Raw genomic sequence first — 23,145 nt, 5'->3', positions numbered from 1 at the left:
CTCGATGCTTTCATCGCATTTAATGGACTGAAGATCGTTCGAGCGGGGGCGAGTGACGTGCTTGGAAGGGGCTTGAGGGGCGAAAGCAGGTAATGACATCCCTCTAAAATGGGGTAAATACCCTAGTCGTCAACCTCTATGATATTTCAGTGCGTTTATACTGAGTAAGAACGGCCCCTGATTCTGGAAAAGAGGGCGGCGGACTAAGACACTCCTTAGCGGCGTTTACCCCAGCGTCGGGTCTCTTTGACTTCGAGGGGGGAGGTTTCGATCTGCACGCCGGCGACGGCGGGGTGTTGGCGTAGGATTTGGAATATCTCGCCGCTGAGTTTCCAGCTGAGGGCGGTGGAAACGTCAGCCACGGCAATCGCGCGGTCTTCGCCGAGGAAGCCAAAGCTGGTATTGGTCGAACCGGACTGGGCATCCAAAATGGGGCGCAGCTGTTCCATGAAATCGGCGTTGTCCCGGTGGTCAGGGTGCAGGAGCCAGGTCACGCGTTTCACGTTGGCGGCGACGTAGTTGGCGAGGGGGTAGGCTTCCTTGACGTTCACGCGGGCTCCGTCGTCGCGGACCATGATCGAGCCCAGGATGACCACGGGCACATTTTCGCCGAGAACTTCGCCGTATTCCTCGTAGGCGTCGGCAAACATGTTGAGGGCGACGGAGGCCTTTTTGGTCGCGAGGGTGAACGCGACCCACGGGCGGTTGTCCTTTTTGGCCAATTTCTTTTGGAGGCCACCGGCGATGCCACAGATGCGGAAGTTGGTGCGGTCGTCCTGGTCGAGCAGTTCGTCGATGTCGAAGGTGTCGAGGGCGTCGGCGAGACCGACATAGGTGTTCATCGGGTGACCGGACACGTAGAATCCAAGCAGCTCTTTTTCGAAGGCCAATTTTTCCGCCGACGAGAAATCTCCCACTTCATCCGGCGAATAGCGCTTCGATTTGACGGCCGCGGCGCGCGGGGCGGGCTCGGGTTCGGCCAGCATGTCGAGGAAGTTGTTTTGGCCGGCGGCGCGGTCGCGGGCTTGAGCGACGGCGTTGGCCATGGCGCCATCGATGCGTTCGTAAATGCTCTTGCGGGGTTCGCCGGCGAAGTCGAACGCGCCCGTTTTGACGAGGTGTTCGAGCACGCGCTTGTTGGCGGCCTTGCTGTCGACGCGGGTGATGAAGTCATCGAAGTCTTCGAAGGGACCGTTGGTTTCACGTTCTTCGATGATCTTGAGCGAGGCGGCTTCGCCGACGCCCTTGATCCCGGCGAGGCCGAAGCGGATTTTGCCGCCGCCCGCGACGGGGGCGAAGTTCTCGCGTGATTCGTTCACGTCGGGGCCCTGCACCTCGATGCCCATGGCAAGGGTTTCGTCGATGAAGTGGGAAACCTTTTCGGCATTGCCCAGATCGGCCGTGAGCACGGCGGCCATGAATTCCACCGGGTAGTTGGCTTTCAAATACGCGGTTTGGTAGGCGACGATGGCGTAGGCCGCCGAGTGCGACTTGTTGAAGCCGTATTCGGCGAACTTGTTGAGGATGTCGAAGATCTCGTTGGCCTTGTTGGCCGAGATGTCGTGTTTGGTTTTGGCTCCCGCGATGAATTTTTCGCGTTCCCGAGCCATGGCCTCGGCGTCCTTCTTACCCATGGCCCGGCGGAGCATGTCGGCACCACCGAGACTGTAACCGGCGATGACGCGGGCGCACTCCATCACCTGTTCCTGGTAGACGATGATGCCGAACGTTTCCTTCAACACGGGCTCGAGGAGCGCGTGCGGGTAACTGATGGAGCTCGGGTCGTTTTTACCCCGGGCGTAGGCGGGGATATACTGCATCGGACCCGGACGGTAGAGCGCGGAAATCGCGTTGATGTCATCGACGGTGGAGATGCCGACCTGACGCGAAGCGTTTTGCATGCCCGGCGATTCGAGCTGGAACACGCCCACAGTTTTACCGGCATTGAGCAATTCGTAGGTCGTGGGATCTTCGAGCGAGATCTCTTCGATGGAGAACTTGGGATCGTGGGTGCGGCGGACATTGGCGACCGCATCCGAGATGACGGTGAGCGTTTTGAGCCCGAGGAAATCCATTTTGAGCAGGCCGAGCTTGTCGACGGCCTTCATGGAGAACTGCACGGTGACATCGCCTTCCTGAAGCGTGAGCGGCACGAAGTTTTCCAGCGGCTGATCGGTGATGATGATACCGGCGGCGTGTTTGCCGGTGTTGCGCACCATGCCCTCGAGCACGCGGGCGGCGCCGACGATTTTTTTGGCGACGGGATTGCGGTCGATCTCGTTGCGCAACTCGGCCGATTTTTCGATGGCGTCCTCCAGGGAGATGTTGAGCTCGTCGGGGATCATCTTGGCCAGGCGATCGGCCTCGGCGAAGGGCAGGTCGTTTACGCGGGACACGTCGCGCAGCACCATTTTGGCGCCAAGGGTGCCGTAGGTGATGATGTTGGCGACGCAGTCCTTGCCGTATTTCTCGCGCACGTAGTCGATGACCTCGACGCGACGTCGCATGCAGAAGTCGATATCGAAGTCGGGCGGGGACACGCGCTCGGGATTGAGAAAACGTTCGAACAGCAGGCCGAACCGCATCGGGTCGACGTTGGTGATTTCGAGCAGGTAGGCCACGAGGCAACCCGCACCGGAACCACGGCCGGGGCCGACGGGAATGTCCTTTTTCTTGGCCCAGTGAATGAAGTCCCAGACGACGAGGAAGTAGTCGATGAACCCGGTGACGTTGATAATCGAGAGTTCGTAGCCGAGGCGGACGATGAGCTCGCGCGGCAAGTCCAACCCGGTGTAGTCGGGCGGTTGGGGTTTTTCGCCCTCGGGCCGGTTGTTGAGCAGATCGAGTTTGGCGGCGACCTCGGGTTCGGCCGCGATCGCGTCGAAATCAACGTCGTAGCGGTCCTTCAGGCCCTCGACGCAGAGTTGGTGCAGGAACTCACCGGGGGATTGCTTGGATTCGATTTCCGGAGGCAGCGGATACTTCGGGTAACGTTCCGAACCCTTGGGGAAGGGAATCGCCAGTTCGCACATCTCGGCGACCGCTTGCGTGTTGATGATGGATTCCGGCACCTCGCCAAAGACCTTTTCCATCTCGGCGCGGGATTTGAGATAGAACTCGGAGCCGGTGAACCGCATGCGGTTCTCGTCGGCGATCTTGGATCCTGTCTGGATGCACAGCATGGCATCGTGCGGCACGGAATCGGACTGGTTGACGTAGTGAACGTCGTTGGTGGCGATGACCTTGAGATTGAACTCTTCGCCGAGCTTGAGCAGGCCGGGGATGATCTTCTTTTGCTCCGGAATGCCATGGTCCTGGATCTCGACGAAGTAATTTTCGCGGCCGAAGATGTCGACGAAACGGGCGCACGCCTCCCGGGCATCCTGTTCGCGATCGTGCATAAGATGCTGGGGCACGAGGGACGCCAGACAGCCGGTGAAACCGATGAGCCCTTCGGAATATTGGGCCAATGTTTCCATATCGGTGCGCGGTTTGTAGTAGAAACCACGCAGATGGGAGTCGGAGACCAGCTTGAGCAGATTCTGGTAGCCGGTGAGGTTTTTGGCGAGGAGACCGAGGTGGTAATAGCTTTTTCCGTCCTCGGCGCGGCCCTTCTTCTCCAACCGCGAGCCGGTGGTCATGTAGAGTTCGCAGCCGATGAGGGGCTTGATGCCGGCGTTCTTGGCCGCGTTGTAGAACTGAATGGCACCGAAGAGGTTACCGTGGTCGGTGAGGGCGAGAGCCGTCATGCCCAGTTCGGTGGCCCGACCCATGAGCCGGTCTATCCGGCAGGCGCCGTCGAGCAGGCTGTAGTCGGTATGAACGTGAAGGTGGGCAAAACTCGGATCGGCAGGCACGGGATTGATGTGAAAGTAAGAAGGGCTAAGTAAGAAGGAAGAAGTGGCTCGGAGCGGCGCTTTTTGGGTCGCTCAAGTCCGGTTAAAAATGCCGTTGACGCCGGGCGCGGGGTTTGGCGTGCTCATCCTTTTTCCCTTTCCAAATCAGTCCGACGATATGTCCATCGAAATCAAAATCCGTAAAAGCGAGCCCGTTGACCGTGCCCTGCGCCGTCTGAAGAAGAAGCTCGAACGCGAGAACGTCATCAAAGGTGTTCGTGCCAAGCGTTACTTCGAAAAACCCTGCGCCAAGAAGCGTCGCCGGAACAAGGTGATGGCTTTCACGCAGATGCTGCGCAACCGTCACGCGAGCTGATTCCGCGAGCCGCCATGGCGGTCCGCTCTGCTAGTTTCACCGCGCCGGACGTATCGTCCCGGGCGCGGTTTTTTGTGCGCGCTTGCGTTTTTAGTGCAAGCCGTTGTCGGTAACTTCTCCGCCTTTCCATCGCCTGCCGATCATTTGTGAAACCCACGTTAGCTTTATCTTCCTGCTGGAATTCCTTCCGCCACTCCGACGGTTACGAGATGCTGGCGGAGATAAAATCGATGGGGTTCGAGTATGCGGAGTTGAGCCATGGCACGCGAATCGTGCTCGTGCCGGGTATTCTCAAGGCGGTGGAGGAGGGGCTGATCAAGATCAGTTCGACGCACAATTTTTGCCCGTTGCCCACCGGCATCAATCACTCGGCCCCCAATCTCTTTGAGCCGTCGGCCCGATCGGCGGAGGAGCACGATCAGTGGTTGCGCCACACCAAGCGCTCGATCGAGTTCACCGCCCAACTTGGCGCGAAGGTCATGGTCACACATTTGGGCAGCGTGCACTTCTTTTGGCGCAACCCGATGCGCAAGGTGAGCCGTTACTTGGCGGGGGATTCCAAGATCAACCCCGCGACGGACGAGACGTATCGCAAGATGCTGACCAAGGCTGGCGACAAGCTGCGGACGCGGATGCCTCCGTATTGGGAACAGGTGAAGTCCAGCCTCGATGAGGTGAAGGCGCTCGCGAATGAAAAAGGCGTCATGCTCGGATGCGAGAACCGAGAGAAATTTCAGGAGCTACCGGTGGATGACGATTTCCCGTCCTTCTTCGAGGGACTCGGCGAGGGCACGCACTGCGGTTATTGGCACGATACCGGCCACGCCGAACTCAAGGCCGAGATGGGACTGTTGAACCATCGCGAGCATCTCGAAAAAAACGTGGACCGGCTGCTTGGGTTTCACCTCCACGACGTTGCGGAAGGCGATGATCATCAACCGGTCGGCTACGGGCAGATTGATTTCAAAATGATCAGCGAGTTCTGGCGTCCGGAGCATCGGTTGACACTCGAACTGAGTCCGCGCACCACGCCGCAACATGTGTTGCAGTCGCGTGATCGCATCACGGGGTTGATCAATCAGCGATTCGGCGACTAACCGTCTGGCTTCAACAGTTCGGTGATCCAGCGGCGGTGCGGACCGGAGAGCGTGATCGTGTCGAGTTCGGCACGCGGCACCCACATGAGATCCGCGTTGGGCAAGGACGAAGGGACCGGGATGCGCTTGATAGTCTCGGTAATCGCGTAACGCGTGATGCCGCGTTTGCGCACCGCCAGCACGGGTGCCTTCGCCGGGACCAACACATGCTCATCGGAAGGCAGCTCGTATTGTCCCGCCAAGCGGCGTGAGGTGGTCGGTATGCGGTGCAGCAGGAGTTTCCCGTCGCGTTCGCACCACGCCCGGGTGATGGACACCTTCTCGATCTTTTTGGCGGCCAGACGGGGGAACGATTCGGGTTCGCCCTGGGCGCAACCGGCACAATGCGCCCGGACCGGACAGATGGTGCAAAGCGGGTTGCGCCGGTGGCAGACCGTTGCCCCGAGTTCCATCATGGCCTGGTTGTGATCGCCGGGGTTTTCGTGGCTGAGCAGGGATTCCGCCAGCGGGGTGAACACCTTCGACGCGCTGGCACTGTCGCGAAATTCCGTCGAATCCGCCGTCAGTCGCGCGAGGATGCGCACCACGTTGCCATCGACGCAGGCACTGGCGACGCCGAGCGCGATCGAGGTGATGGCCGCGGCAGAGTAGGGTCCGATGCCGGGCAACTGTTGCCACGCGGCGGCGGTCGGCGGCGTTTCCGGCAGGGCCACGAGGGCGCGGGCGAGTTTGTGGAGATTGCGCGCGCGGGAGTAGTAGCCGAGCCCCTCCCAGAGCTTGAGCACAGTGGCTTCATCGGCGGCGGCGAGAGCGGCAAAGTCCGGCAACGCGTCCATCCAGCGGGCGAAATACGGCAGCATCGTTTTGACCTGGGTCTGCTGCAGCATGAACTCGCTCACGACCGTGCGATAGAGTGAGGGAGCCTCACGCCAGGGGAGTTGCCGACGGTGCGCCTGATACCACACGAGCAGATCGCGTTGGAATACGGCGGGTTGCTTCAGAGATGTTTTCGCCACAAAACGCCCATCTGGCGTAAAAAAACCTCCCGGCGCGACCTTAGATTCGTTTTGTGAGGTTGGCGCCAATTCCGGCCCCCTGCTCATGCCCAAGAAAAAACCTTCCGCCGATCCCGACGCACCCAAGAAACTTTCCACCTACACGGTGAAGCTCGACGATGCCCAAATGACCAAACTCGAGGACTGGTGCGCGGGTCGTGGCTGGCCGCGCACCGAGGTCGCCTACGCCCGCTTCGCCTTCAAAGGCACCAACGTCAATGTGACCGGCTACGAGAGCCGCAAGGTGCTCATCGCGGGCAAGGGCACCGAGGATTTCGTGACCATGACGCTCGAACCCGAAATTACCGGGGAAGCCAAATTGGGCTACGACGAGGTGCTCAACCCCGATTGGTTCGAGCCCCACGCCGGCCTCGACGAGAGCGGCAAGGGCGACTTTTTCGGACCGGTGGTCGCCGCTACCGTCGTCGCGTCCAAACCGGCGATTGAAGCGCTCATCAAAGCCGGGGTGAAAGACTCCAAGAAAATCGCCGACTCGCAGATCCTACGGCTGGACCAGATCATTCGCAACATGCGGGGCGTGACGGCCGAGCTCTGTTACTGCGGCATGCCCAAATACAACGAGCTCATGTCGCGTCCGCGCGCCAACCTGAACCGACTGCTGGCGTGGCAACACAGTCTCGCGCTGCTCAAGGCGCTGGAAAAGCAGCCGGTGCCGCGCGGACTGCTCGATCAGTTCAGCAAGACGCCGCTGGTGCAGAACGAACTGACGCGCAAGGGGCTCAAAAATTTCACCCTCGATATGCGCACCAAGGCCGAGTCCGATCCCGTGGTCGCCGCCGCCTCGATCGTGGCTCGGGCCGAATACGTGCGCATTTTGAAAAAGCTCTCCGATCGCTTCGGGAAACCGCTGCAAAAAGGCGCCAGCGCGATGGTGAAGGCGCAGGCGCTCGAAATCATGGAAAAGTTTGGCGCCAAGGCGTTGGGGGACTTTGCCAAACTCCATTTCCGCACCGCTTATGAAGTGGTCAAAGACGCCGGCAAACTGGATGAACTCCCGTTGCCCGAGCCCAAGGATCGCTTCGAGCGATAGCCGCGACTGATGCCCAAACGCCGTCAACTGCGAGGTTTCGACCTCAAACAGATCGCCGATGTCGAGTGCTTGATCGGCGTCGATGAGGCCGGGCGCGGGGCGTTGGCCGGACCGGTGGCCGCGGGCGCGGTTTTGGTGACGCGGGAGTTTCTCGACAGCAACTGGGTGGCGATCAATGCCCGTCGCATCAATGATTCCAAGCAGCTCACGCCCGCGGATCGCGATGCGCTGTGGCTCGATTTCGAGGCGCTCATGGCGGAGCAGCAGATCCACGCCCACTACGGCATGGCGGACGTCGCGGAAATCGAGCACCTCAACATCCTGGGCGCCACCAAACTGGCCATGCGTCGCGCCTTGGAAGGGATCTATCCGCCGTCGGCGTTCGAACAAAAACGCGAGCCGGATCTCTTCGCATCGGATGAGGAACTTGCGAGTTTCACGCCGCAGGTTTCCGCCCGCATCCTGGTCGATGGGTTGCGGCTGAAGCATTTCCCGTATCCGCATATTGGAGTCGTGCACGGCGATGCGCGATCGCTGTGCATCGCGATGGCGTCGATCATCGCAAAGGTCTCGCGGGATCGGGAAATGGAGCGCCTGGACCGGGAGTTCCCCGACTACGGCTTTGCGGGCCACAAAGGTTATGGCACCGAGGAGCATCGCGAAGCCATTCTGCGCGTCGGGCGTTGCCGCTACCACCGGGCCACCTTTCTGCGCAAACTCATGGCCCAGAGGATCGACCCGGCGCAGGAGGATTTTTTCAGCGCGGACGGGCCGGACTCCACTTCATGAGCGACGCGGGCCGACTCGCCTCGATTGATGCGTTGCGCGGGGTCGCCGTGCTGGGTGTCGTCACGATGCACTGCTCGCTGGCGGTGCCGTCGATCGGGTGGGCCTGGATGCAGTTTTTTGCCATCGGCCAATACGGCGTGGATCTGTTTTTCGCCATCAGCGGATTCGTCCTGTGCGAGGCGGTGGAACGCCGCCGCCGACGCGGTGACACCGTGAGTCGACGAGAGTTTCTGTGGCGACGCGGGGTGCGGCTGTGGCCGCTCTATGCGGCGGGGATTTGGTTTTATGGCTGGGTGTATCCGCAGAATTCGTTTTCCGCGGCGCAGATCGACGATTTCGGCGGGGTGATCGGGAATCTACTCCTGTTCAACGGCTGGCAGCTTGGCTGGGAAAATCTGCTCGTGCCTGGAGGCTGGTCGATCAGTGCGGAAGCGACTTATGCACTCTTGTTTGCGGCCCTGTTGCCCTGGCTCCGTAGCATCAAAACGGCCGTCCTGGCCTGGACCGTCGCGGTGGGCATCGTTTGCGGTGGAGGAGAGACATTGCGCGCGTGGCTGGTCTCCAGTGCAGTGGGGGGGAGCGACGCTGCGAGCGGTTATTGGGCCGGCGGCTACATGCCGACGTTTCTGGGCGGCGTGATCGTCTGGTTTCTCAGTCGGCGCGCGGAAGGACGGACGTTGACGTGGAGGCAGCGCGGGATGGGCGCGGGGATGGCGGCGTTGTTGTTTGCGTTTCGCGATGTCGGTCCGGACGGAGAGTGGCAACGGGTGATCTGGATTGGGGCAGCCTCGGCCCTAGCGGTGTGGGCTGTCGCGGATCTCGCGGTGGGGGGCTGGCCGGGGCGGGCCTTGGTCGGGTTGGGTCAGCTCAGCTACGGCGCTTACCTGGTGCACTTTGCCATGATTGATGTCGTGGAAGTGCTGGTGGTGGCGGGGCTGCCGGTGGGCGCGTCGTCGGGGGTGATGTTCGGTTTGATGTGCGTCGGGGTCGTGGCGTTCACGATGCCGGTGGCGTGGCTCGTCGAACAAGTGGTGTCGCCACGGATGTGGCGGGAGCTGATTGTGCGTTTGCGCGCAGGCGAAAACCCCGCACCGTAGGCACTCGTTTTTGTTTCCATGCCTCCCAAAAAGCACAGCTCTCTCGATCGCGTGCTCGGTCGACTCGACACGCTCGACACCGTGAATCTCACCAACCTTGTGCAGCGTTTGGCGCGGGAGCGCGGGCTGTTCGAGGACATTTTTAATGCGTTGCAGGAGGGCGTGCTGGTCATCACCCCGGACGGCGAGATCGAGTATGCCAATGATTCCGCGCATCGGCTGATTGGTTTGGGCAACGACGAACTGCCGGGCCAGACCCTGTGGCGCCTGGTGCCGGGATTGCGGCCGACGCTGGGGGCGTCGTTGCAGGATGGGGCCATGCCGGTGGTGGCCCGCGAGTTCGTGCTCACTTATCCGGAGCCCCGCACGGTGCGGCTCTACATGGTGCCGTTTCGCGGCGAGGGCCGGGAGGAACAACCCCGCTACGCCGTCATTCTGTCGGACGTCTCGCGCGAAAAGGAATCCACGGAGCAACGCATCGAGGATGAGCGCACTTCGTCGGTTTTGCTGTTGGCGGCCGGTGTCGCCCATGAACTGGGCAATCCCCTCAACTCGCTCAATATCCACCTGCAGTTGATCGATCGAAAGCTGAAGAAACTCGCCGCGCCCGCCGCGGCGGTGGACTCACTGAGCGACTCGATCGGGATCTGCCGCGACGAGGTCCGGCGTCTTGATGGCATCATCAACAACTTCCTCGAAGCCCTCCGGCCGCGCGCGCCCGATTTGACCGAGATTCATCTGCTGGAGGTGCTGGACGAGGTTCTGCACTTTCAGCAAAACGAGTTGGCCGACCGCAAGATCGAGGTGGAGGTGGAAGCCTCCGGCGAGCTGCCCGTGATCATGGCGGACCGCAATCAACTCAAGCAGGTGTTTTTCAACGTCATCAAGAATGCCATGGAGGCGATGGAGCCCGGCGGCCACTTGCGGCTGAAGGCGCGGTCGGACGACGAATCGGTGTATCTGCTGTTTGGAGACACCGGAGTGGGCATCAAACAGGAGGACCTGTTGCGCCTCTTCGAACCCTACCATACCACCAAACCCGGCGGGAGCGGGCTCGGTCTCATGATCGTGCAGCGCATCATGCGCGAACACGGCGGCCAAGTCGGCGTGGAAAGCAAGGCCAAGGTCGGCACGGTCGTGACGCTGGAATTCCCCCGCAAAGACCGCCGTGTGCGCATGCTCGGTTCGTGAGCGACCGCCGCGTCAGTTGAGCTGACGAGGGCGGGACGGCGCGCGGTCGATCACGCCGCGGTCGGAGCGAGGGTCGGGCCGCTCGTCGCGGGTGCGATCGGGCTGCGTCGGGGTGAACGTCGGGCGCGTGGGAGTGCGATTCCGGGGAGGACTGACCGAGGGCGTGGAGACGTTATCGCGACCGCCACTGCGGTCGCCCCCATGGCGCGGAGGATCGGCCCTACGGTCATCCCGATCACGGCGGTCACGGTCCCTGCGGTCGCGGTCCCCACGGTCGCGATCACCGCGATTGCGATCATGGTTGTCGTAGTAATCCCGTGGCCGTCGCGGATGTCCCCAGCCGGGGCCGGGGATGGGGAAGCCGGAGTGAATGCCCGAATAGTAGGTGGGCGGACCGTAGGGGTAGGAGGTATCCCACCAGATACGATCGTTGGTTCGTCGCAGCTCCGTCAGCACGACCGTGGTTTGGTTGGTGACCGAAGGCACGCCGGCGACTTCCACCAATTGGCCGTTTTCGAGACGGGCGCGAAATAGCAATTCGGCGCGTTCCGGATCGTCGATGAGCCGATCATAGGGGCTGACCAACCCACTCGCCAACAGGGTGTCGCGAGCGAATGACAGCGCGTAGGTGCGTTCTTCCTCCGTTAATTCGGTCCCTCCGCCCAAATAAAGAATGATGGCGTAACTGAGCGGATTTCGCTCCGCCGTCAGCTCCCGGTTCGAGTGGTTCGTGACGCAACCCGACCACACTGTGAGCAAAGGTGCCAGCAGCAGGAGGAGGCGAAGTCGCGGTGAAACGGATAAAGTCACAAGTTGATCAGGGAGGGATGAAACTATGGTGAGACGAGCTCGGCGGACGAGAACAAGGGGCTTTCCATGAGACTCCCAACGCGACGCCCAGTTCCATGGCGGGCGGCGAGGGGCGAGTCAATTCGTCGCACCTAGGCTTGACCGCAGGCCGACGCTTGGCGTCAGATTGGGCATGGTTCCGACGGTTTTACTGGTGGATGACGAGCGGCATACCCGGGAGGGGTTGCAACAGGCTTTGGAGGACAACTTCGATGTGTCGATCGCGGCCAGCGCCGATGAAGCGTTCAATCTCATGGCGGCGGAGACCTACGATGTGATCGTGACGGATCTTCGGATGCCGGGCAAAAGTGGTCTCAAGGTCATCGACAAGGCGCTCACGCTGCCCAATCGCCCGGCGGTGCTGATGATGACGGCTTACGGGAGCATCGATACGGCGGTGGAAGCGATGCGGCGCGGCGCGGTCGATTTTCTCACCAAGCCGGTCAATATCGAGCGGTTGGAAATCTTGATCAATCGGGCGCTGAAAAGCCGCACCCTTGAAGTCGAGGTGAAGCAGTTGCACGAGCGTCTGGACGAGAAGTTCAACTTCAAAGGCATCGTGGGGGATTCGCCGAAGCTGCTGGAGGTCATCGACCGCGTTAAGCTGGTGGCGCCGTCCAAGGCCACGATTCTGGTCGAAGGGGAATCCGGCACCGGCAAGGAACTCATCGCGCAGGCCATTCACCAATCCAGTCCGCGGGCCCGGGCCGCGTTTGTCGCGGTGCACTGCGCCTCGCTGTCGGAGAATCTGCTGGAGAGCGAAATCTTCGGCCACGAACGCGGGGCGTTCACCGGCGCGATGGAGCGTCGGGTCGGTCGCTTCGAAGCGGCCGATGGCGGCACGTTGTTTCTCGACGAAATCGGTGAAATCTCGGCCTCGACGCAGGTGAAGCTGTTGCGGTTCTTGGAGACCAAATCAATCGAGCGGGTGGGTGGCTCCAAGCCGATCGATCTCGATGTGCGGCTGGTGGCGGCGACCAACCGCGACCTCGCGGCGATGGTGCGCGAGGGCAAGTTTCGCGAGGACCTCTATTTTCGTCTCAACGTGGTGGGCATTCGCATGCCGCCGTTGCGGGAGCGCGTGAGCGACATCTCGACGTTGCTGGCCCACTACCTGAAATATTTTGCGGAAGAAAACGGGCTGCCAGTGCCGAGCGTGGAGCCCGGTGCCCTGGCCACCCTGAGTTCGTATCGCTGGCCGGGTAACATTCGCGAGCTGCGCAATTTCTGCGAAAACGCCGTCGTGCTGCACCGCGGGGGCAAGTTGACCGAGTATGACATCGATCCCCGGTTTCGCGCCGACCACGGGGGCATGGGCGAAAGTGTGTCGACGGGCGATACGAGCGCCGCTGCCACCGGATCCGCCCCGCTGGCGTCGTCGCTGTCGGTGGAGGAAAACGAAAAACGGCTCCTGCGCGAAGCGTTGATCAAGTCCCGCGGCAACCGCACCAAAGCGGCCAAGATGATGGGCATCAGTCGGCGCACGCTGCATCGCAAACTCGCCCTGTGGCCCGAACTGGACGTCACCGATTGAGCGCTCCGTTACCCAGCGCAATCGCCACCGGATGAGCGTGCAGAACTGGATTCACTGGTTGGAGCAGGGACGGGGGACCGCCGCGCTCAAAGGCGTGGTGGTGGTGCTCGGCCTGCTCGCGCTGTCGTTCACCGTGGCCTTCAAGCAGTTTCACGGTCCGCGCACGGAAGAGACGTTGCGCCAAGCCGATCTCGGGCGATCTCTAGCCACCGGCGCGGGTTTTACGACCTCGATCAATTATCCGCAGGCGCATGCGGTGATGGAGCGACACGGCCGCCTGTTCGAGACCGACCGCCGGCTGCCGGAATTGTATCAGGCTCCCGGTTACGCCCTCGTCCTGGGAGCGGCCATGGCGGTGCTGCCCGAGTCGATGCGCGCGGGGCTGTTCGCTGACGCGCCGAATCCGCCGGATGGTTTTGGCGCGGATTACCTGCTGCTGGTCATCAATGTCGTGCTGTTGTGGATCGCGGCGGTGCAGACGTGGCGCCTCGGCACGCGGTTGTTTGACGCCACGGTCGGCACGGTGGCGGGGTTGGCTCTGTTGATTTCCACGCCGGTGTGGGCGCACGTGGTGGCGGTCGACGGCACCGCGCTCGCGATGGTGTTGTTGCTGGGACTGTTTCAAGGTTTGGCAGCGGCGGATCAAGCGATGGACGACGATCGACGGCGCCGAGCGCTGGCGGCGTGGGGCGTTGCCGGTCTGATGGCGGGACTCCTGTTTTTAACCGACTACCCGCTGGGCCTGCTCGTGCTGGTGGTGGCGGGCCATGCGTGGTGGCGGCGGGTGCCGGCGGCGGCGGGAATCGCGCTGGGTTTGGCGGTGCTGGTGGCGTTGCCGTGGGTGTGGCGAAACATCGAACTCACTGGCTCGCCCGTGGCGCTGGCGGCGCAGGATGTGGCGTTGCGCAGCGGCGATCCGACGGCCGATCCGGCGGTGTGGCGCACGACGCTGTCGGCCGAATCCCCCGCGATCAATCTGAACAAAGTCGGGAGTAAAACCCTGGCGGCCGTGCAGCACACCCTGCGCGATCGGTTGTGGTCCGATGGCGGCTTGGTGCTGACGGCGTTTTTTGTCACGGGCTGGATTTATCGTTTTCGACGGAAGAGCTCGAATCGCCTGCGCACGGTGTTCGCCTTGGCGTTGGGGGTCATGGTGGTCGCCCAGGGCATGCTGAACTCGGGGGAAGGGGAGCGTGGGTCCACGGCCATCGCAGCACCGTTGATCATCCTGTTTGGGGCGGGGTTTTTCATGGTGTTGGTGGCGAGTAGTGACGTATTGAAACGCGCCCCGCGCTGGGCGGCGTGCGGGTTGTTGGCGGTGCAGGCCCTGCCGCTGATGCATGACTTGGCGGAGCCGCGCCGCATTCATTTCAGTTATCCGCCTTACTACCCGTCGTTTTTCATCAACCTGGGTCACGAGGTGACTCGCCGCGGCGATCCGGTGGCGGGTTGGATGGCGGACGTGCCGGCGGGGGCGGCTTGGTATTCGGGGCAACGGGTGTGGGCGCAGCCGCACACCTTGCGGGATTTTTATGCGGTCAATGTGGACCAACATCTTTTGGCTCTGGTGCTCACGCCCGAGACGCTCGACCGCCCGTTTTTCTCGGAGTTGTTGGGCGGCGAAGTGAGCACGACCCGGTTCGGCGAATGGGGTAAGGTTTACACGGGATTGATCTCCGGGCGATTGCCGCGGGACTTCCCGTTGCGGGAGTCGCGATCATTGGCGCAGAACTTTCAATTGTTGCTCGATCCCGCGTGGGTGAGACCCAGGGGAAAATGATTTGCACCTGACGGGGGCATTCCTCTACCTGACTACGCATAACCTGCTGATGATGAAGCGCCCCATTGCCCTGATCCTTGCCGCCTTGCTGTCGACGTCGTTGTCGGCGGTGTATGCGCCGATCCCGGAGGAGGATTTGGGGCAGGCATTTATCGTCCGTTTGGGCGGAGGTGTTTACCATGATTCCAACATCTTCGGCGGAGCCACCGGGGAGATTTCCAGCATGGTGTATCGGCTGGCCCCGTCGCTGAGTTTCAATTCATCGCTCACCGACCAGACGTTCCTGACCGCGGGTTACCACCTTTCCTACGATCACGTGGAGGATCGTCCGCAGAATCAGGAGTTGATCAGCCACACCTTCAATGTGCGGCTCGCTCACGCTTTCAGCCAGAGCACGACGATCGATTTTAACAACGTCTACATGATCGCGGAGAACCCGGAATCGCTTCTCGCGGGCATTCCGCTCAACACCGATCAATCGTTTCGCAGCAACCAGCTCGACGGCACGTTCCTGAGCAAACTCACCCAGCGCGTCGGCTACACCTTGAAAGTGCGGTCGAGCATCTACGATTTTGATCTGCCCACCTTGGCGTCGCAATTGAACCGCGCCGAGTTGTTGGCCGGGGCGTCCGCCGACTATGAGGTTTCCGAAGCGACGAAAGTTCTCGGCGAGTTCCGTTACCTCAACGTGGGCTATGACACGGGAGGCAATCGGAAGGACAAGGTCTCCCTGTATTATCTCGCGGGCCTCGATTATGCGCCGAGCGAACAAGTTTCCCTGAGTGCCCGCGTCGGTCTGGAACAGCGTTTCCGGTGGGGGGCCCCCGATGACGACGCACCCTACGCCGAGATCACCGGTCGTTACCAGTATGGCGAAAAGAGCTTCGTCGCCGCCGGATACATCCATGCCGTCGAGGAGAGTTCCAACGTCGACATCTACACGGACGTGCAGGTGAACCGTTTCTTCGTGAACCTCCAGCATGCGATGACCGCTCAGATTTTCGGTTCGGTGTTCTACAACGTCGAACCCTCCACCCTGAATGGTCGCACGGGCATTTCGCCGGACCGGGACGAGACCACCCAACGGGCCGGCCTCGCTCTGACCTACCAACCGCAGCGCCATTGGACGGTGTCCGGCACCTACGATTACGATCTCACCGAATCGGATGATCCGAACCGGGGCCTCGAGCGCGAGCGCATCGGCGTCGATGTCCGGTATTCCTTCTAATCCGGATTTTTCTGCCGGATATGAAGGCGACTCCGGCCTTGCCGCCACGATCTCCCGCTCGTCTGCTGTAAGTTGATGGCTGCGCCTCTCTCCCGTCAGGATCACACTACACTCGCGGATTTCCTGCGCATCCTGCGTCAACGCAAAGCCATGGTGGCGGGGTTGACGCTGATCGTTTTGGCCACGGCGGCGGTGGTGACGATGCTGTTGCCCAAGTGGTATCTTTCCACCGCGCAGGTGCGGGTGGAGAAGCCCGACGGCGCAGTGAAGCTCTTTCAGAATCAGGGCAGCGCCGCCTACGATCCGTATTTCCTGCAGGATCAGTTCAAGATCATGCAGTCCCCCAAGATCCTGTATCCGGTCATTGAACACCTTGATCTCAATCGCGAGATCGGTCTCATGCTGGACAGCCCGGAAGCGCTGCCGATCGACATCACGCTGGGGTATTTGGTCAACGAGATGCTGCAGCTGGAATCGCCGCGCAATTCCTCGTTCATCGACATCAACGTGTATGCGCAGCGCCCGCAGTTGGCCGCCGACATCGCCAACGAAATTGCCCGCGTTTACTCCGAGGATCGCATCGCCTTCGCCACCTCTGAACAACGCGAAGGCTTGAGCAAGCTGCGCAACGAGCTGGAAATCCAGGAACGCGAAGTCACCGCCCAACGTGACCGCGTCGAGCAGTTGCGCAACGACCTCAACCTCGCCGGAGTCGACCTGAACGCCCGCTACTCCGACATGGAGATCGAGACCCTGCGCCAGATGCAGAACTCGCTCATCGCGCTGCGCGTCGACGCCATCGGGCGCAAGACCCGGTGGGAGCGGTTCCGCGACATCCCCTTCGAGGAACGCGTCAATCTGGTGAACTCGGAGCTCATCTCCGACGCGAACATTCAGGACTTGTTGCAGGCGTATCTCGTCACCGACCAAACCGAGACCCGCCTGCGGGCCCGCCTCGGCAGCGCTCACCCCGATCTCGTCGCCGCGGTGGAAAACCGGCTCAAGATTCGCGAGCAACTCGACGGCCAATTGCGGGGTTACGAAAAAGCCCTCGAAATCGCCTACCAGGAAGCCTCCTCCCGGGTGGCGGAACTCGAACGCCAACTCAGCGCCGCCAAGGTCGAACAAATCCTGTCGGCGCGCGACCGGGTGCGTCCGTTCGAGGAGGCGGCCCAGGACCTCGAGGACAGCACGCGATTGCTGACCACGCTCAAACTCACGTTGCGCCAACGGGAGATCGATTTCCAAGTGCCTAAGCGCACGATCGAACTCCTCGGTGAAGCCCGTCCCGCCCGGCGGGCGAGCAAACCGAGCTGGACGGTGAATCTCGTGCTGGCCCTGACCGTCGGGCTGCTGCTGGGCATCGGCGTCGCGGTGGCGATTGAATATTTCGACACCAGTTTTCGCAACGTGGCCGATATCGAAACCCGGCTGCAAGTGCCGGTCGTGGGTGTGATCCCGTGGTTGGCCGATGCCGCCGCTTTCGATCCCGACGACATGGTGGCGACCGAGCCGTTTCGCGTGCTGCAGACCAACCTCAACCTTGCCTTGCCCCAGGCGGATTCCATCGCCCTGTCGATTGTCTCGGCCGGACCGGGCGAGGGCAAATCGACCACCGTGCACCGACTGGCACTGGTGATGGCGCGCAGCGGTCAAAAGGTCCTGCTGGTCGATGCCGATCTCCGGCGGCCCACCCAACACCGCCTGGGTGGATGGAAACGCGAGCCGGGCCTGGCGGACTATCTCAAAGGCGACGCCAGTCTCGACGACGTGATTCAGGTGGGCGCCGCCCCGGAGTTGGACGTGATCGGCAGCGGCGGCGTCACCGACTTCACTTTGGGCATGTTGCACACGCGCCGCCTGCAGGAGCTCATCACGGAAACGCGCGGCCGCTACGATCGCATCCTGTTCGATTCGCCCCCCATCATCGGCGTGAGCGATGCCTCCGTGCTCTCGACCACCATGGATGGCGCTTTGCTGCTGATCCAGCACCGGCGCAATCCGCAGGCCATGACGATTCGCGCGCAGCAGACCCTGGCCAGTGCGCACACGACCTTGTTTGGAGCCATATTGAATCAAGTGCCGGCCGACAGCGGCGAAGATTACGGCTATTACGCGCACAATTACGCCTACTACGGTGAGAGTAACCGCCGTCGCGCTAAATCCCGTTCATCCCGCCCGGCGGTCGACAAAACTGCGGACGGAGGCCCTGAACGAATCGACCTCGATGAACCGGGCCGTTAGCCCCTGTTTTACATGAAAATTTGCCGTAATCTGCGCGTTCGCACCTTACGCGGGCTGAGAGGGGTGGGCGCCACGATGGCGGTGGCGGCTCTGGGCGCGGAGACGATGCATTGGGGGGGATCGGATCTGTTGGGGCCATCGGTGGTGACCGCGATCGAATCCCGCGCCACGGCTGATGCTCTGACCGTGCGCGTCGATTTTGCCGGGAGCCGACCCGGCCGGGACATGCTGTTGGCGGGCAACCTCGATATCGCGGTGCTCGTGGACGATCCCGGAGCCGACCCGTTGCCGGAAGCCTACGTGGCGGTGCCGGCCGGCTACGCCACGGCCGTGGTGGTGGCCCCACGCAGCCTGAAGGTCGAGCAAATCGATTTTACCATGATCGCACAGCTTTTGGGCACGGGCGGTCATGCGGCGACCATGCGGTGGGGAGACCTGGGCGATGCCGGTCCCGCGGCGGCGGTGCCGATTGTGCCGGTTGTCACGACGTCGGCCGACGGATTCGCGCAAACGCTGATCGAGCACTTTGTGCTGCATGACCAACCCGTCCGGGCCGAGGTGCGGCGGTTCGATCGCACCGCCGGTGCCTTGGCGGCCGTGCGGGCGGACGACGGTGGTCTGGCCTTTGTGCCTTGGTTGGGCCCGGGTCAGGAAGAATTTAAGGCTCTGCTCGTGGCCCCCGAACCCGGGGAAGTCGCGTTTGGCCCCTCGCCGGAGAACCTCCACGCCGGGGATTATCCGCTGCGGGTCGCGCTGCGTTTGGTTTTTTTGCGTGAGCGCGCGCCGACGCTATTACCCTGGTTGCGCCACTGGTATGGCGATGAAATTTCGGCGGCGTTGGAGGCGAGCGGACTGGTGCCGTTGCCGCGATCGGCTCGTAATCAACAGGTATTTGATTTGGAGGTCATCGAGTGATCCGAAATTATCACCAAAAAACCTATTGACGGAGGCAGCCCGGCTCATTCTTGTCTGCCTTCCCTCAAGCGGGCGTAGCTCAGTTGGTAGAGCACCACCTTGCCAAGGTGGCTGTCGAGAGTTCGAGTCTCTTCGCCCGCTCCATTTTCTTAAAGCGTCTAGTGATGTCACTAGGCGCTTTTTCGTGTCCTAAGGCGTCAGAGTCAGCGACTTCCAGACTAACGGCCCTATGGCCCAGCTTACGTCACCACCTGACCATGTGGGCTTCTTTAGCACCGACTAGCCGAAGCCCCACACGGTTGGCATGTAACACGGTTTCGACACATCATGCTCGACCAGTTGGCGCATGCGCGAAACCTTCGCAGTCCTTCGCGGGTAAGGCGGGTCTCACCCGTGGCGAAGTCGGGATGTCCTCCCTTGGTGGCGACAATCATCCGATCCCGGTGGCCGTTCTGGCGTAGCCAACGGCCGACGGTCACCTCGCTGTTGCCGCAGCCGCCGTTTTCGCCCTGCGGTGCCCAGGCGCCATAGATGTGGGCGGTGTCGATGAAGTTGCCCCCGACGTTCACGAAGGCGTCCAGCAGATCGTAGGCGCGGGCGGCGGGAAGCTGGGAACCAAAGGGTCCGGCACCGAGGCAAAGCGCGGAAACCGCTTCGAGGCCAGCAAGAGGGCGATAGAGCATGGGGGGAGACCAGGTGAGCACGAGATCATTGAAGATCGCTGGCCGCCGGTGGTTGGTAGCGCGCGAGCAGGTTCTGCAAATAACCAAGGTAACGGTCCGGAGGCAGTTGTTCGGAATGCGCGGCGTAGGCGGCGAGGATGGGGCGAATGGGGAGCGCGATAGGCCCCAGATCGTCGATGGCATTGAGGGCGGCCATCGGGATGAGGGCGTCCGATTGCGTCGGATCGGCGGCCTGGGCCAGCAGATCGAGTGTCATCGTCCGATCCGCAGGGGATCCGTAGAGGGCGAGCGTCTCGGCCGCCGCGATGCGCACGTCGGGCGAGGAATCATGGAGGGCGACACGCAGGGCGTCGCGGCCGGTTGGTCCCCCGGCGGACTTACGCATCAGCAGGCCGAGCACGGCCCAGTAGCGCACGGTATTATCGGTGTCGCTCAGTCTTTGCACTAGTTCGGGGATCGCGGCGGGGTCGAGCAGGGAAGCGAGCTCAGCGGTGGCGAAGATGCGCTCGAAGGGATAAACGCCGGGGTCGCGGGCAAAGGCGTAGGGCGATACGCCGGGTTCGCGGTGGTGCAGTTCCCCTTCGGGCAGGAATCCTACATCGAGGGTGGCGCGGGCCTGCGCCTGCTGCGCGGTGCGGAGGCGGGCTTTGATTTCCTGATACTCGCGCGAGTCGGCGAGGTTGTGGACTTCGTCGGGATCGGTCTGCAGGTCGTAGAGCTCCTCGGGTGCCCGGGGATGCCAAAAGGCATCCTGCTCCGGGGAGAGTGCGTGGGCCTCGTGCAGCTGCCACCAGATTCGGGTGGTGTCGGTGCGAAACTGGTAGGCGATGTGTTGGCCAGCCGGTCGGAAGGGCAGGTAGTTGCGCAGGTAAACGAAACGGCCGTCGGTGACTGTGCGCACCAGGTCGTAGCGTTCGTCCATGCGACCGCGGAACCCGAACAAGAAAGGTTGGGGCGGGGTGTCATACCGCCCGAGAAAGGCGTGGCCTTGCATCCAGGCGGGCGGCTTAACCCCGGCGAGGCTGAGCAGGGTAGGCGCGAAATCGACGAAGCTCACCAAGCGATCCGACATGCCGCCGGGGGTGTATTCCGGAGGGCGCAGGTCGCGGAATTTTTGCGGAATGTAGACCACAAGAGGCACGCGCAGTCCGGAGTTACCCGGCCAGCGTTTGGACCGAGGCATGCCGGAACCATGGTCCCCGTAGTAGAATACGATGGTGTCGTCGGTGAGCCCGGCCGCGGCGAGCTCAGCGAGGCGATCTCCGGCGATGGTGTCGGCCTCCGAGACCGAGTCGTAATACTGGGCCCAATCATGGCGGACCTCCGGCGTATCGGGATGGTAGGCCGGGACGCGCACCTGAGCGGGATCGTGCACGAGGCTATGAGGACGCGTGCGGATCGCGTGTTCGTGGCTGACCGTGGAATTGAAGATGGCGAAAAAAGGCTGGTTTGCGGGTCGATCACGCCAATGGGCCTGGGGGGATGAAATGTCCCAGACCCGGCCTGGCTGGTTGAGATTGTAATCCTCCTTGGCGTTATTGGTGCAGTAGTAGCCAGCTTTACGTAGCAGTTGGGGATACATCTCGATCCCGGCGGGAAATGGCACGCGGCTGCGCATGTGTTCGCTCCCCGTGGACGTCGGATAAACGCCCGTGATCAAAGTAGTGCGGGCGGCGGCGCAGACGGGGGCGTTGGACCAGGCGAAGCGGTAAGTAAGTCCCTGGGTCGCGAGTTGATCGACATGTGGGGTGGTGGCGAAGGCATCGCCGTAGCACCCCATCTCAATGCCGTGATCCTCGCTGGTAATCCAGAGGATGTTGGGTTGTGGGCGCGGTGAATCCTCATTGGCCGCAGGCTCCGTGGCGGCCAGGAGCGAAGCATTGAGCAATGTGCCGACAAGCCGAAGTAACAGGGGGAATTTCATGGGGATGATTGCAGCGCCGGGACTGGTTCACGAATTCGTCATGTTAGGGTCAACCGCTATGTCGTGAATTTATCACACGATAGAAGGTCAGCTCTGTGGCCTCGCGACTGGGCTTAAGGCCGTGTGACGATCGGCTCTGGGAAAGAGGGTGAGAACGTGACGGATTTCATGTGCGTTGTGGGGTAAATTACATCAGGATGAATCGCTCTCGAGGTTGACCGTTAACGGCTGTCTCTATCAACTTAGGCGCGTTGCATCCTGATGAATAAACGCAAGTCGAGTTCTCCTCTTGGCCCAGACGCCGGCCCCGTTGTTACAAATGGTCCGGGATCACGTCGGGTGACTCATCAGGACATTGCTCAAAGTTTGGGCATCAACAAGTCGACGGTTTCCTTGGCTCTCCGGAGCGATCCCCGGATCGCGGTAGCGACTCGTAAGCGCGTGGCCGAACTTGCGGAGCAGATGGGTTACCGGCCCGATCCGGCCCTGGCGACCCTAGCGCGGCAACGGTGGGCAGGACATGAAACGGGCAGCGGGTCGGTGTTGGCTTACATCGTCGACAGCCGTTACGCAACGATGCCGCTGCAGCGGCGATTCTTGGATGCCGCACGAAAACGAGCCGAACAACGGGGTTATGGTTTGTTGGCGTTCGACCTCGCGCCGTATAACGAAATCGGAAGCGCCATGCGGGTATTGCGGGCTCGCGGTATTCGGGGTGTATTGATGCCGCAACTACCGCCGTCTGATGGTCCGGCGATCAAAGAGATGCCGGTGGAGCATTTCACCGTGGTTTGCCTAGGTGCAGGTTACACGCCGGTGCCTTTTCATGCGGTGGCGTCGGATATGTTTGAAGTGACGCGCTATGTTTGGCGTATGATTTGGGAACGCGGGTATCGTCGTATCGGTGGGGCGGTGTTCAGGCATTCCCCCGAAGCCTTGGATGACGCGGAGCGAATCGGTTCTTGTCTGGCAATGCAATTGGCGTCGCTGACGACACGTCAGCGCGTTCCCTTACTCACTGCTGGACCTCAGGATAAGGATGCATTCCTGGAGTGGGTGCGTCGCTATCGACCGGAAGTTTTGCTGGCGATGGTTCCGAGAGTTTACGATTGGCTGATTGAGGGTGGTTGGCGCATCCCTCAAGACATTGCGGTAGCAGGTATCGTGGCAATTCCTGAGGAGTGTCCAAATATGAGCGGTTGCGTGCGGCATGAGGCCGAAGTAAGTGCGACAGGAGTGGATTCTTTGATTGCCGCGATGTTGGAAAACGAATGGGGCCCGCCTGCGGTTCAACGACGTGTATTGATCGCGCCCCAGTGGTATGAGGGCACGTCGCTACCGGTGAAAACCCGTGCCCAAGCTGGGACTAAAGGGTGAACGCATTTAGTTGGTAAGCCCCTGAAGTTAATCAGGATGTATTTTGGTTAAATTGTCGGGATGGGATTAGACACCTATGCGTGATGGTCGAAGGCGGTGCCTGTCTGGTCTTCCGCTAG

The 23,145-nt window shown here is 61.6% G+C and carries 17 protein-coding genes and 1 tRNA gene; 13 read left to right on the top strand and 5 right to left on the bottom strand.

Translation table 11 applies throughout. The annotated features are described in order from the left end of the window. Nucleotides 1–215 precede the first annotated feature (215 nt). The gene (dnaE, locus tag PXH66_RS12775) at nucleotides 216–3,857 is read right to left on the bottom strand and encodes a DNA polymerase III subunit alpha (protein WP_330928556.1); all 3,642 of its coding nucleotides are present in this window, start codon (nucleotides 3,855–3,857) and stop codon (nucleotides 216–218) included. Between the two features lie 88 nt (nucleotides 3,858–3,945). Here dnaE and rpsU point away from each other — a divergent pair, with 88 nt between their 5' ends. Next, entirely contained in the window at nucleotides 3,946–4,212 is a 267-nt protein-coding gene (gene rpsU / locus PXH66_RS12770) for a 30S ribosomal protein S21 (RefSeq protein WP_330928555.1), read from the top strand. 146 nt (nucleotides 4,213–4,358) lie between these two features. Next, complete coding sequence (locus PXH66_RS12765; protein ID WP_330928554.1) at nucleotides 4,359–5,309, top strand: sugar phosphate isomerase/epimerase family protein; 951 nt, start codon at nucleotides 4,359–4,361, stop codon at nucleotides 5,307–5,309. Here PXH66_RS12765 and PXH66_RS12760 read toward each other — a convergent pair. Next, nucleotides 5,306–6,325 carry an A/G-specific adenine glycosylase gene (locus PXH66_RS12760; protein WP_330928553.1) on the bottom strand — a complete coding sequence of 340 codons (1,020 nt, stop codon included), beginning with the start codon at nucleotides 6,323–6,325 and terminating at the stop codon, nucleotides 5,306–5,308. The two genes, PXH66_RS12765 and PXH66_RS12760, sit on opposite strands and share 4 nt — an antisense overlap. Before the next feature lie 85 nt (nucleotides 6,326–6,410). Between PXH66_RS12760 and rnhC the strand changes: the two genes are divergently transcribed. The 4 genes from rnhC to PXH66_RS12740 are packed head-to-tail and all read left to right on the top strand — an operon-like array spanning nucleotide 6,411 to nucleotide 10,492. After that, nucleotides 6,411–7,415, top strand: coding sequence for a ribonuclease HIII (rnhC, locus tag PXH66_RS12755; RefSeq protein ID WP_330928552.1), 1,005 nt, complete (start codon nucleotides 6,411–6,413; stop codon nucleotides 7,413–7,415). A 9-nt stretch (nucleotides 7,416–7,424) separates the two neighbouring features. Then, the gene (locus tag PXH66_RS12750) at nucleotides 7,425–8,204 is read left to right on the top strand and encodes a ribonuclease HII (protein WP_330928551.1); all 780 of its coding nucleotides are present in this window, start codon (nucleotides 7,425–7,427) and stop codon (nucleotides 8,202–8,204) included. Next, nucleotides 8,201–9,301, top strand: coding sequence for an acyltransferase family protein (locus PXH66_RS12745; RefSeq protein ID WP_330928550.1), 1,101 nt, complete (start codon nucleotides 8,201–8,203; stop codon nucleotides 9,299–9,301). The genes PXH66_RS12750 and PXH66_RS12745 overlap by 4 nt, the downstream gene beginning before the upstream one ends. Before the next feature lie 18 nt (nucleotides 9,302–9,319). Continuing rightward, a complete protein-coding gene (locus PXH66_RS12740) occupies nucleotides 9,320–10,492 on the top strand; it encodes a sensor histidine kinase (RefSeq protein ID WP_330928549.1) in 1,173 nt (390 codons plus the stop codon). 12 nt (nucleotides 10,493–10,504) lie between these two features. On the opposite strand, the gene PXH66_RS12735 is transcribed toward PXH66_RS12740, so the two are convergent. Next, nucleotides 10,505–11,302 (bottom strand): hypothetical protein, encoded by a 798-nt coding sequence (locus PXH66_RS12735; protein WP_330928548.1) that lies wholly within the window; start codon nucleotides 11,300–11,302, stop codon nucleotides 10,505–10,507. Nucleotides 11,303–11,474: 172 nt separating this feature from the next. Between PXH66_RS12735 and PXH66_RS12730 the strand changes: the two genes are divergently transcribed. The 6 genes from PXH66_RS12730 to PXH66_RS12705 all read left to right on the top strand — a co-directional run bounded on the left by PXH66_RS12730 (nucleotide 11,475) and on the right by PXH66_RS12705 (nucleotide 19,186). Further along, nucleotides 11,475–12,875: a sigma-54-dependent transcriptional regulator gene (locus PXH66_RS12730; RefSeq protein ID WP_330928547.1), complete on the top strand. Its 1,401-nt coding sequence runs from the start codon at nucleotides 11,475–11,477 to the stop codon at nucleotides 12,873–12,875. Between the two features lie 31 nt (nucleotides 12,876–12,906). After that, on the top strand, nucleotides 12,907–14,655 hold the full coding sequence (locus tag PXH66_RS12725) for a hypothetical protein (RefSeq protein WP_330928546.1): 1,749 nt from the start codon (nucleotides 12,907–12,909) through the stop codon (nucleotides 14,653–14,655). A gap of 49 nt (nucleotides 14,656–14,704) precedes the next feature. Further along, nucleotides 14,705–15,883, top strand: coding sequence for a hypothetical protein (locus PXH66_RS12720; protein WP_330928545.1), 1,179 nt, complete (start codon nucleotides 14,705–14,707; stop codon nucleotides 15,881–15,883). Between the two features lie 75 nt (nucleotides 15,884–15,958). After that, nucleotides 15,959–18,127, top strand: a complete 2,169-nt coding sequence (locus tag PXH66_RS12715; protein WP_330928544.1) for a GumC family protein — start codon at nucleotides 15,959–15,961, stop codon at nucleotides 18,125–18,127. 12 nt (nucleotides 18,128–18,139) lie between these two features. Continuing rightward, entirely contained in the window at nucleotides 18,140–19,042 is a 903-nt protein-coding gene (locus PXH66_RS12710; RefSeq protein WP_330928543.1) for a PstS family phosphate ABC transporter substrate-binding protein, read from the top strand. A gap of 68 nt (nucleotides 19,043–19,110) precedes the next feature. Next, a tRNA-Gly gene (locus PXH66_RS12705) sits at nucleotides 19,111–19,186 on the top strand. 125 nt (nucleotides 19,187–19,311) lie between these two features. Here PXH66_RS12705 and PXH66_RS12700 read toward each other — a convergent pair. Beyond that, the gene (locus PXH66_RS12700; protein WP_330928542.1) at nucleotides 19,312–19,725 is read right to left on the bottom strand and encodes an aldo/keto reductase; all 414 of its coding nucleotides are present in this window, start codon (nucleotides 19,723–19,725) and stop codon (nucleotides 19,312–19,314) included. 25 nt (nucleotides 19,726–19,750) lie between these two features. Beyond that, nucleotides 19,751–21,649, bottom strand: a complete 1,899-nt coding sequence (locus PXH66_RS12695; RefSeq protein ID WP_330928541.1) for a sulfatase-like hydrolase/transferase — start codon at nucleotides 21,647–21,649, stop codon at nucleotides 19,751–19,753. Nucleotides 21,650–21,910: 261 nt separating this feature from the next. On the opposite strand from PXH66_RS12695, the gene PXH66_RS12690 reads away from it, so the two are divergent. After that, nucleotides 21,911–23,026 (top strand): LacI family DNA-binding transcriptional regulator, encoded by a 1,116-nt coding sequence (locus PXH66_RS12690; protein ID WP_330928540.1) that lies wholly within the window; start codon nucleotides 21,911–21,913, stop codon nucleotides 23,024–23,026. Nucleotides 23,027–23,145 lie beyond the last annotated feature (119 nt).

Source organism: Synoicihabitans lomoniglobus, assembly GCF_029023725.1.
Taxonomy (GTDB): Bacteria; Verrucomicrobiota; Verrucomicrobiia; order Opitutales; family Opitutaceae; genus Actomonas; species Actomonas lomonigloba.
This window is presented reverse-complemented; position numbering and strand designations above follow the sequence as displayed.

Excerpts from the sequence above, each read along its gene's own strand:
- PXH66_RS12725 (WP_330928546.1), top strand. The coding sequence starts at position 12,907 with ATGAGCGTGCAGAACTGGATTCACTGGTTGGAGCAGGGACGGGGGACC.
- PXH66_RS12700 (WP_330928542.1), bottom strand. The coding sequence starts at position 19,725 with ATGCTCTATCGCCCTCTTGCTGGCCTCGAAGCGGTTTCCGCGCTTTGC.
- PXH66_RS12690 (WP_330928540.1), top strand. The coding sequence starts at position 21,911 with ATGAATAAACGCAAGTCGAGTTCTCCTCTTGGCCCAGACGCCGGCCCC.
- PXH66_RS12715 (WP_330928544.1), top strand. The coding sequence starts at position 15,959 with ATGGCTGCGCCTCTCTCCCGTCAGGATCACACTACACTCGCGGATTTC.
- PXH66_RS12750 (WP_330928551.1), top strand. The coding sequence starts at position 7,425 with ATGCCCAAACGCCGTCAACTGCGAGGTTTCGACCTCAAACAGATCGCC.
- PXH66_RS12740 (WP_330928549.1), top strand. The coding sequence starts at position 9,320 with ATGCCTCCCAAAAAGCACAGCTCTCTCGATCGCGTGCTCGGTCGACTC.
- rnhC (WP_330928552.1), top strand. The coding sequence starts at position 6,411 with ATGCCCAAGAAAAAACCTTCCGCCGATCCCGACGCACCCAAGAAACTT.
- PXH66_RS12695 (WP_330928541.1), bottom strand. The coding sequence starts at position 21,649 with ATGAAATTCCCCCTGTTACTTCGGCTTGTCGGCACATTGCTCAATGCT.
- PXH66_RS12730 (WP_330928547.1), top strand. The coding sequence starts at position 11,475 with ATGGTTCCGACGGTTTTACTGGTGGATGACGAGCGGCATACCCGGGAG.
- PXH66_RS12720 (WP_330928545.1), top strand. The coding sequence starts at position 14,705 with ATGATGAAGCGCCCCATTGCCCTGATCCTTGCCGCCTTGCTGTCGACG.
- PXH66_RS12710 (WP_330928543.1), top strand. The coding sequence starts at position 18,140 with ATGAAAATTTGCCGTAATCTGCGCGTTCGCACCTTACGCGGGCTGAGA.
- rpsU (WP_330928555.1), top strand. The coding sequence starts at position 3,946 with ATGCCGTTGACGCCGGGCGCGGGGTTTGGCGTGCTCATCCTTTTTCCC.
- PXH66_RS12745 (WP_330928550.1), top strand. The coding sequence starts at position 8,201 with ATGAGCGACGCGGGCCGACTCGCCTCGATTGATGCGTTGCGCGGGGTC.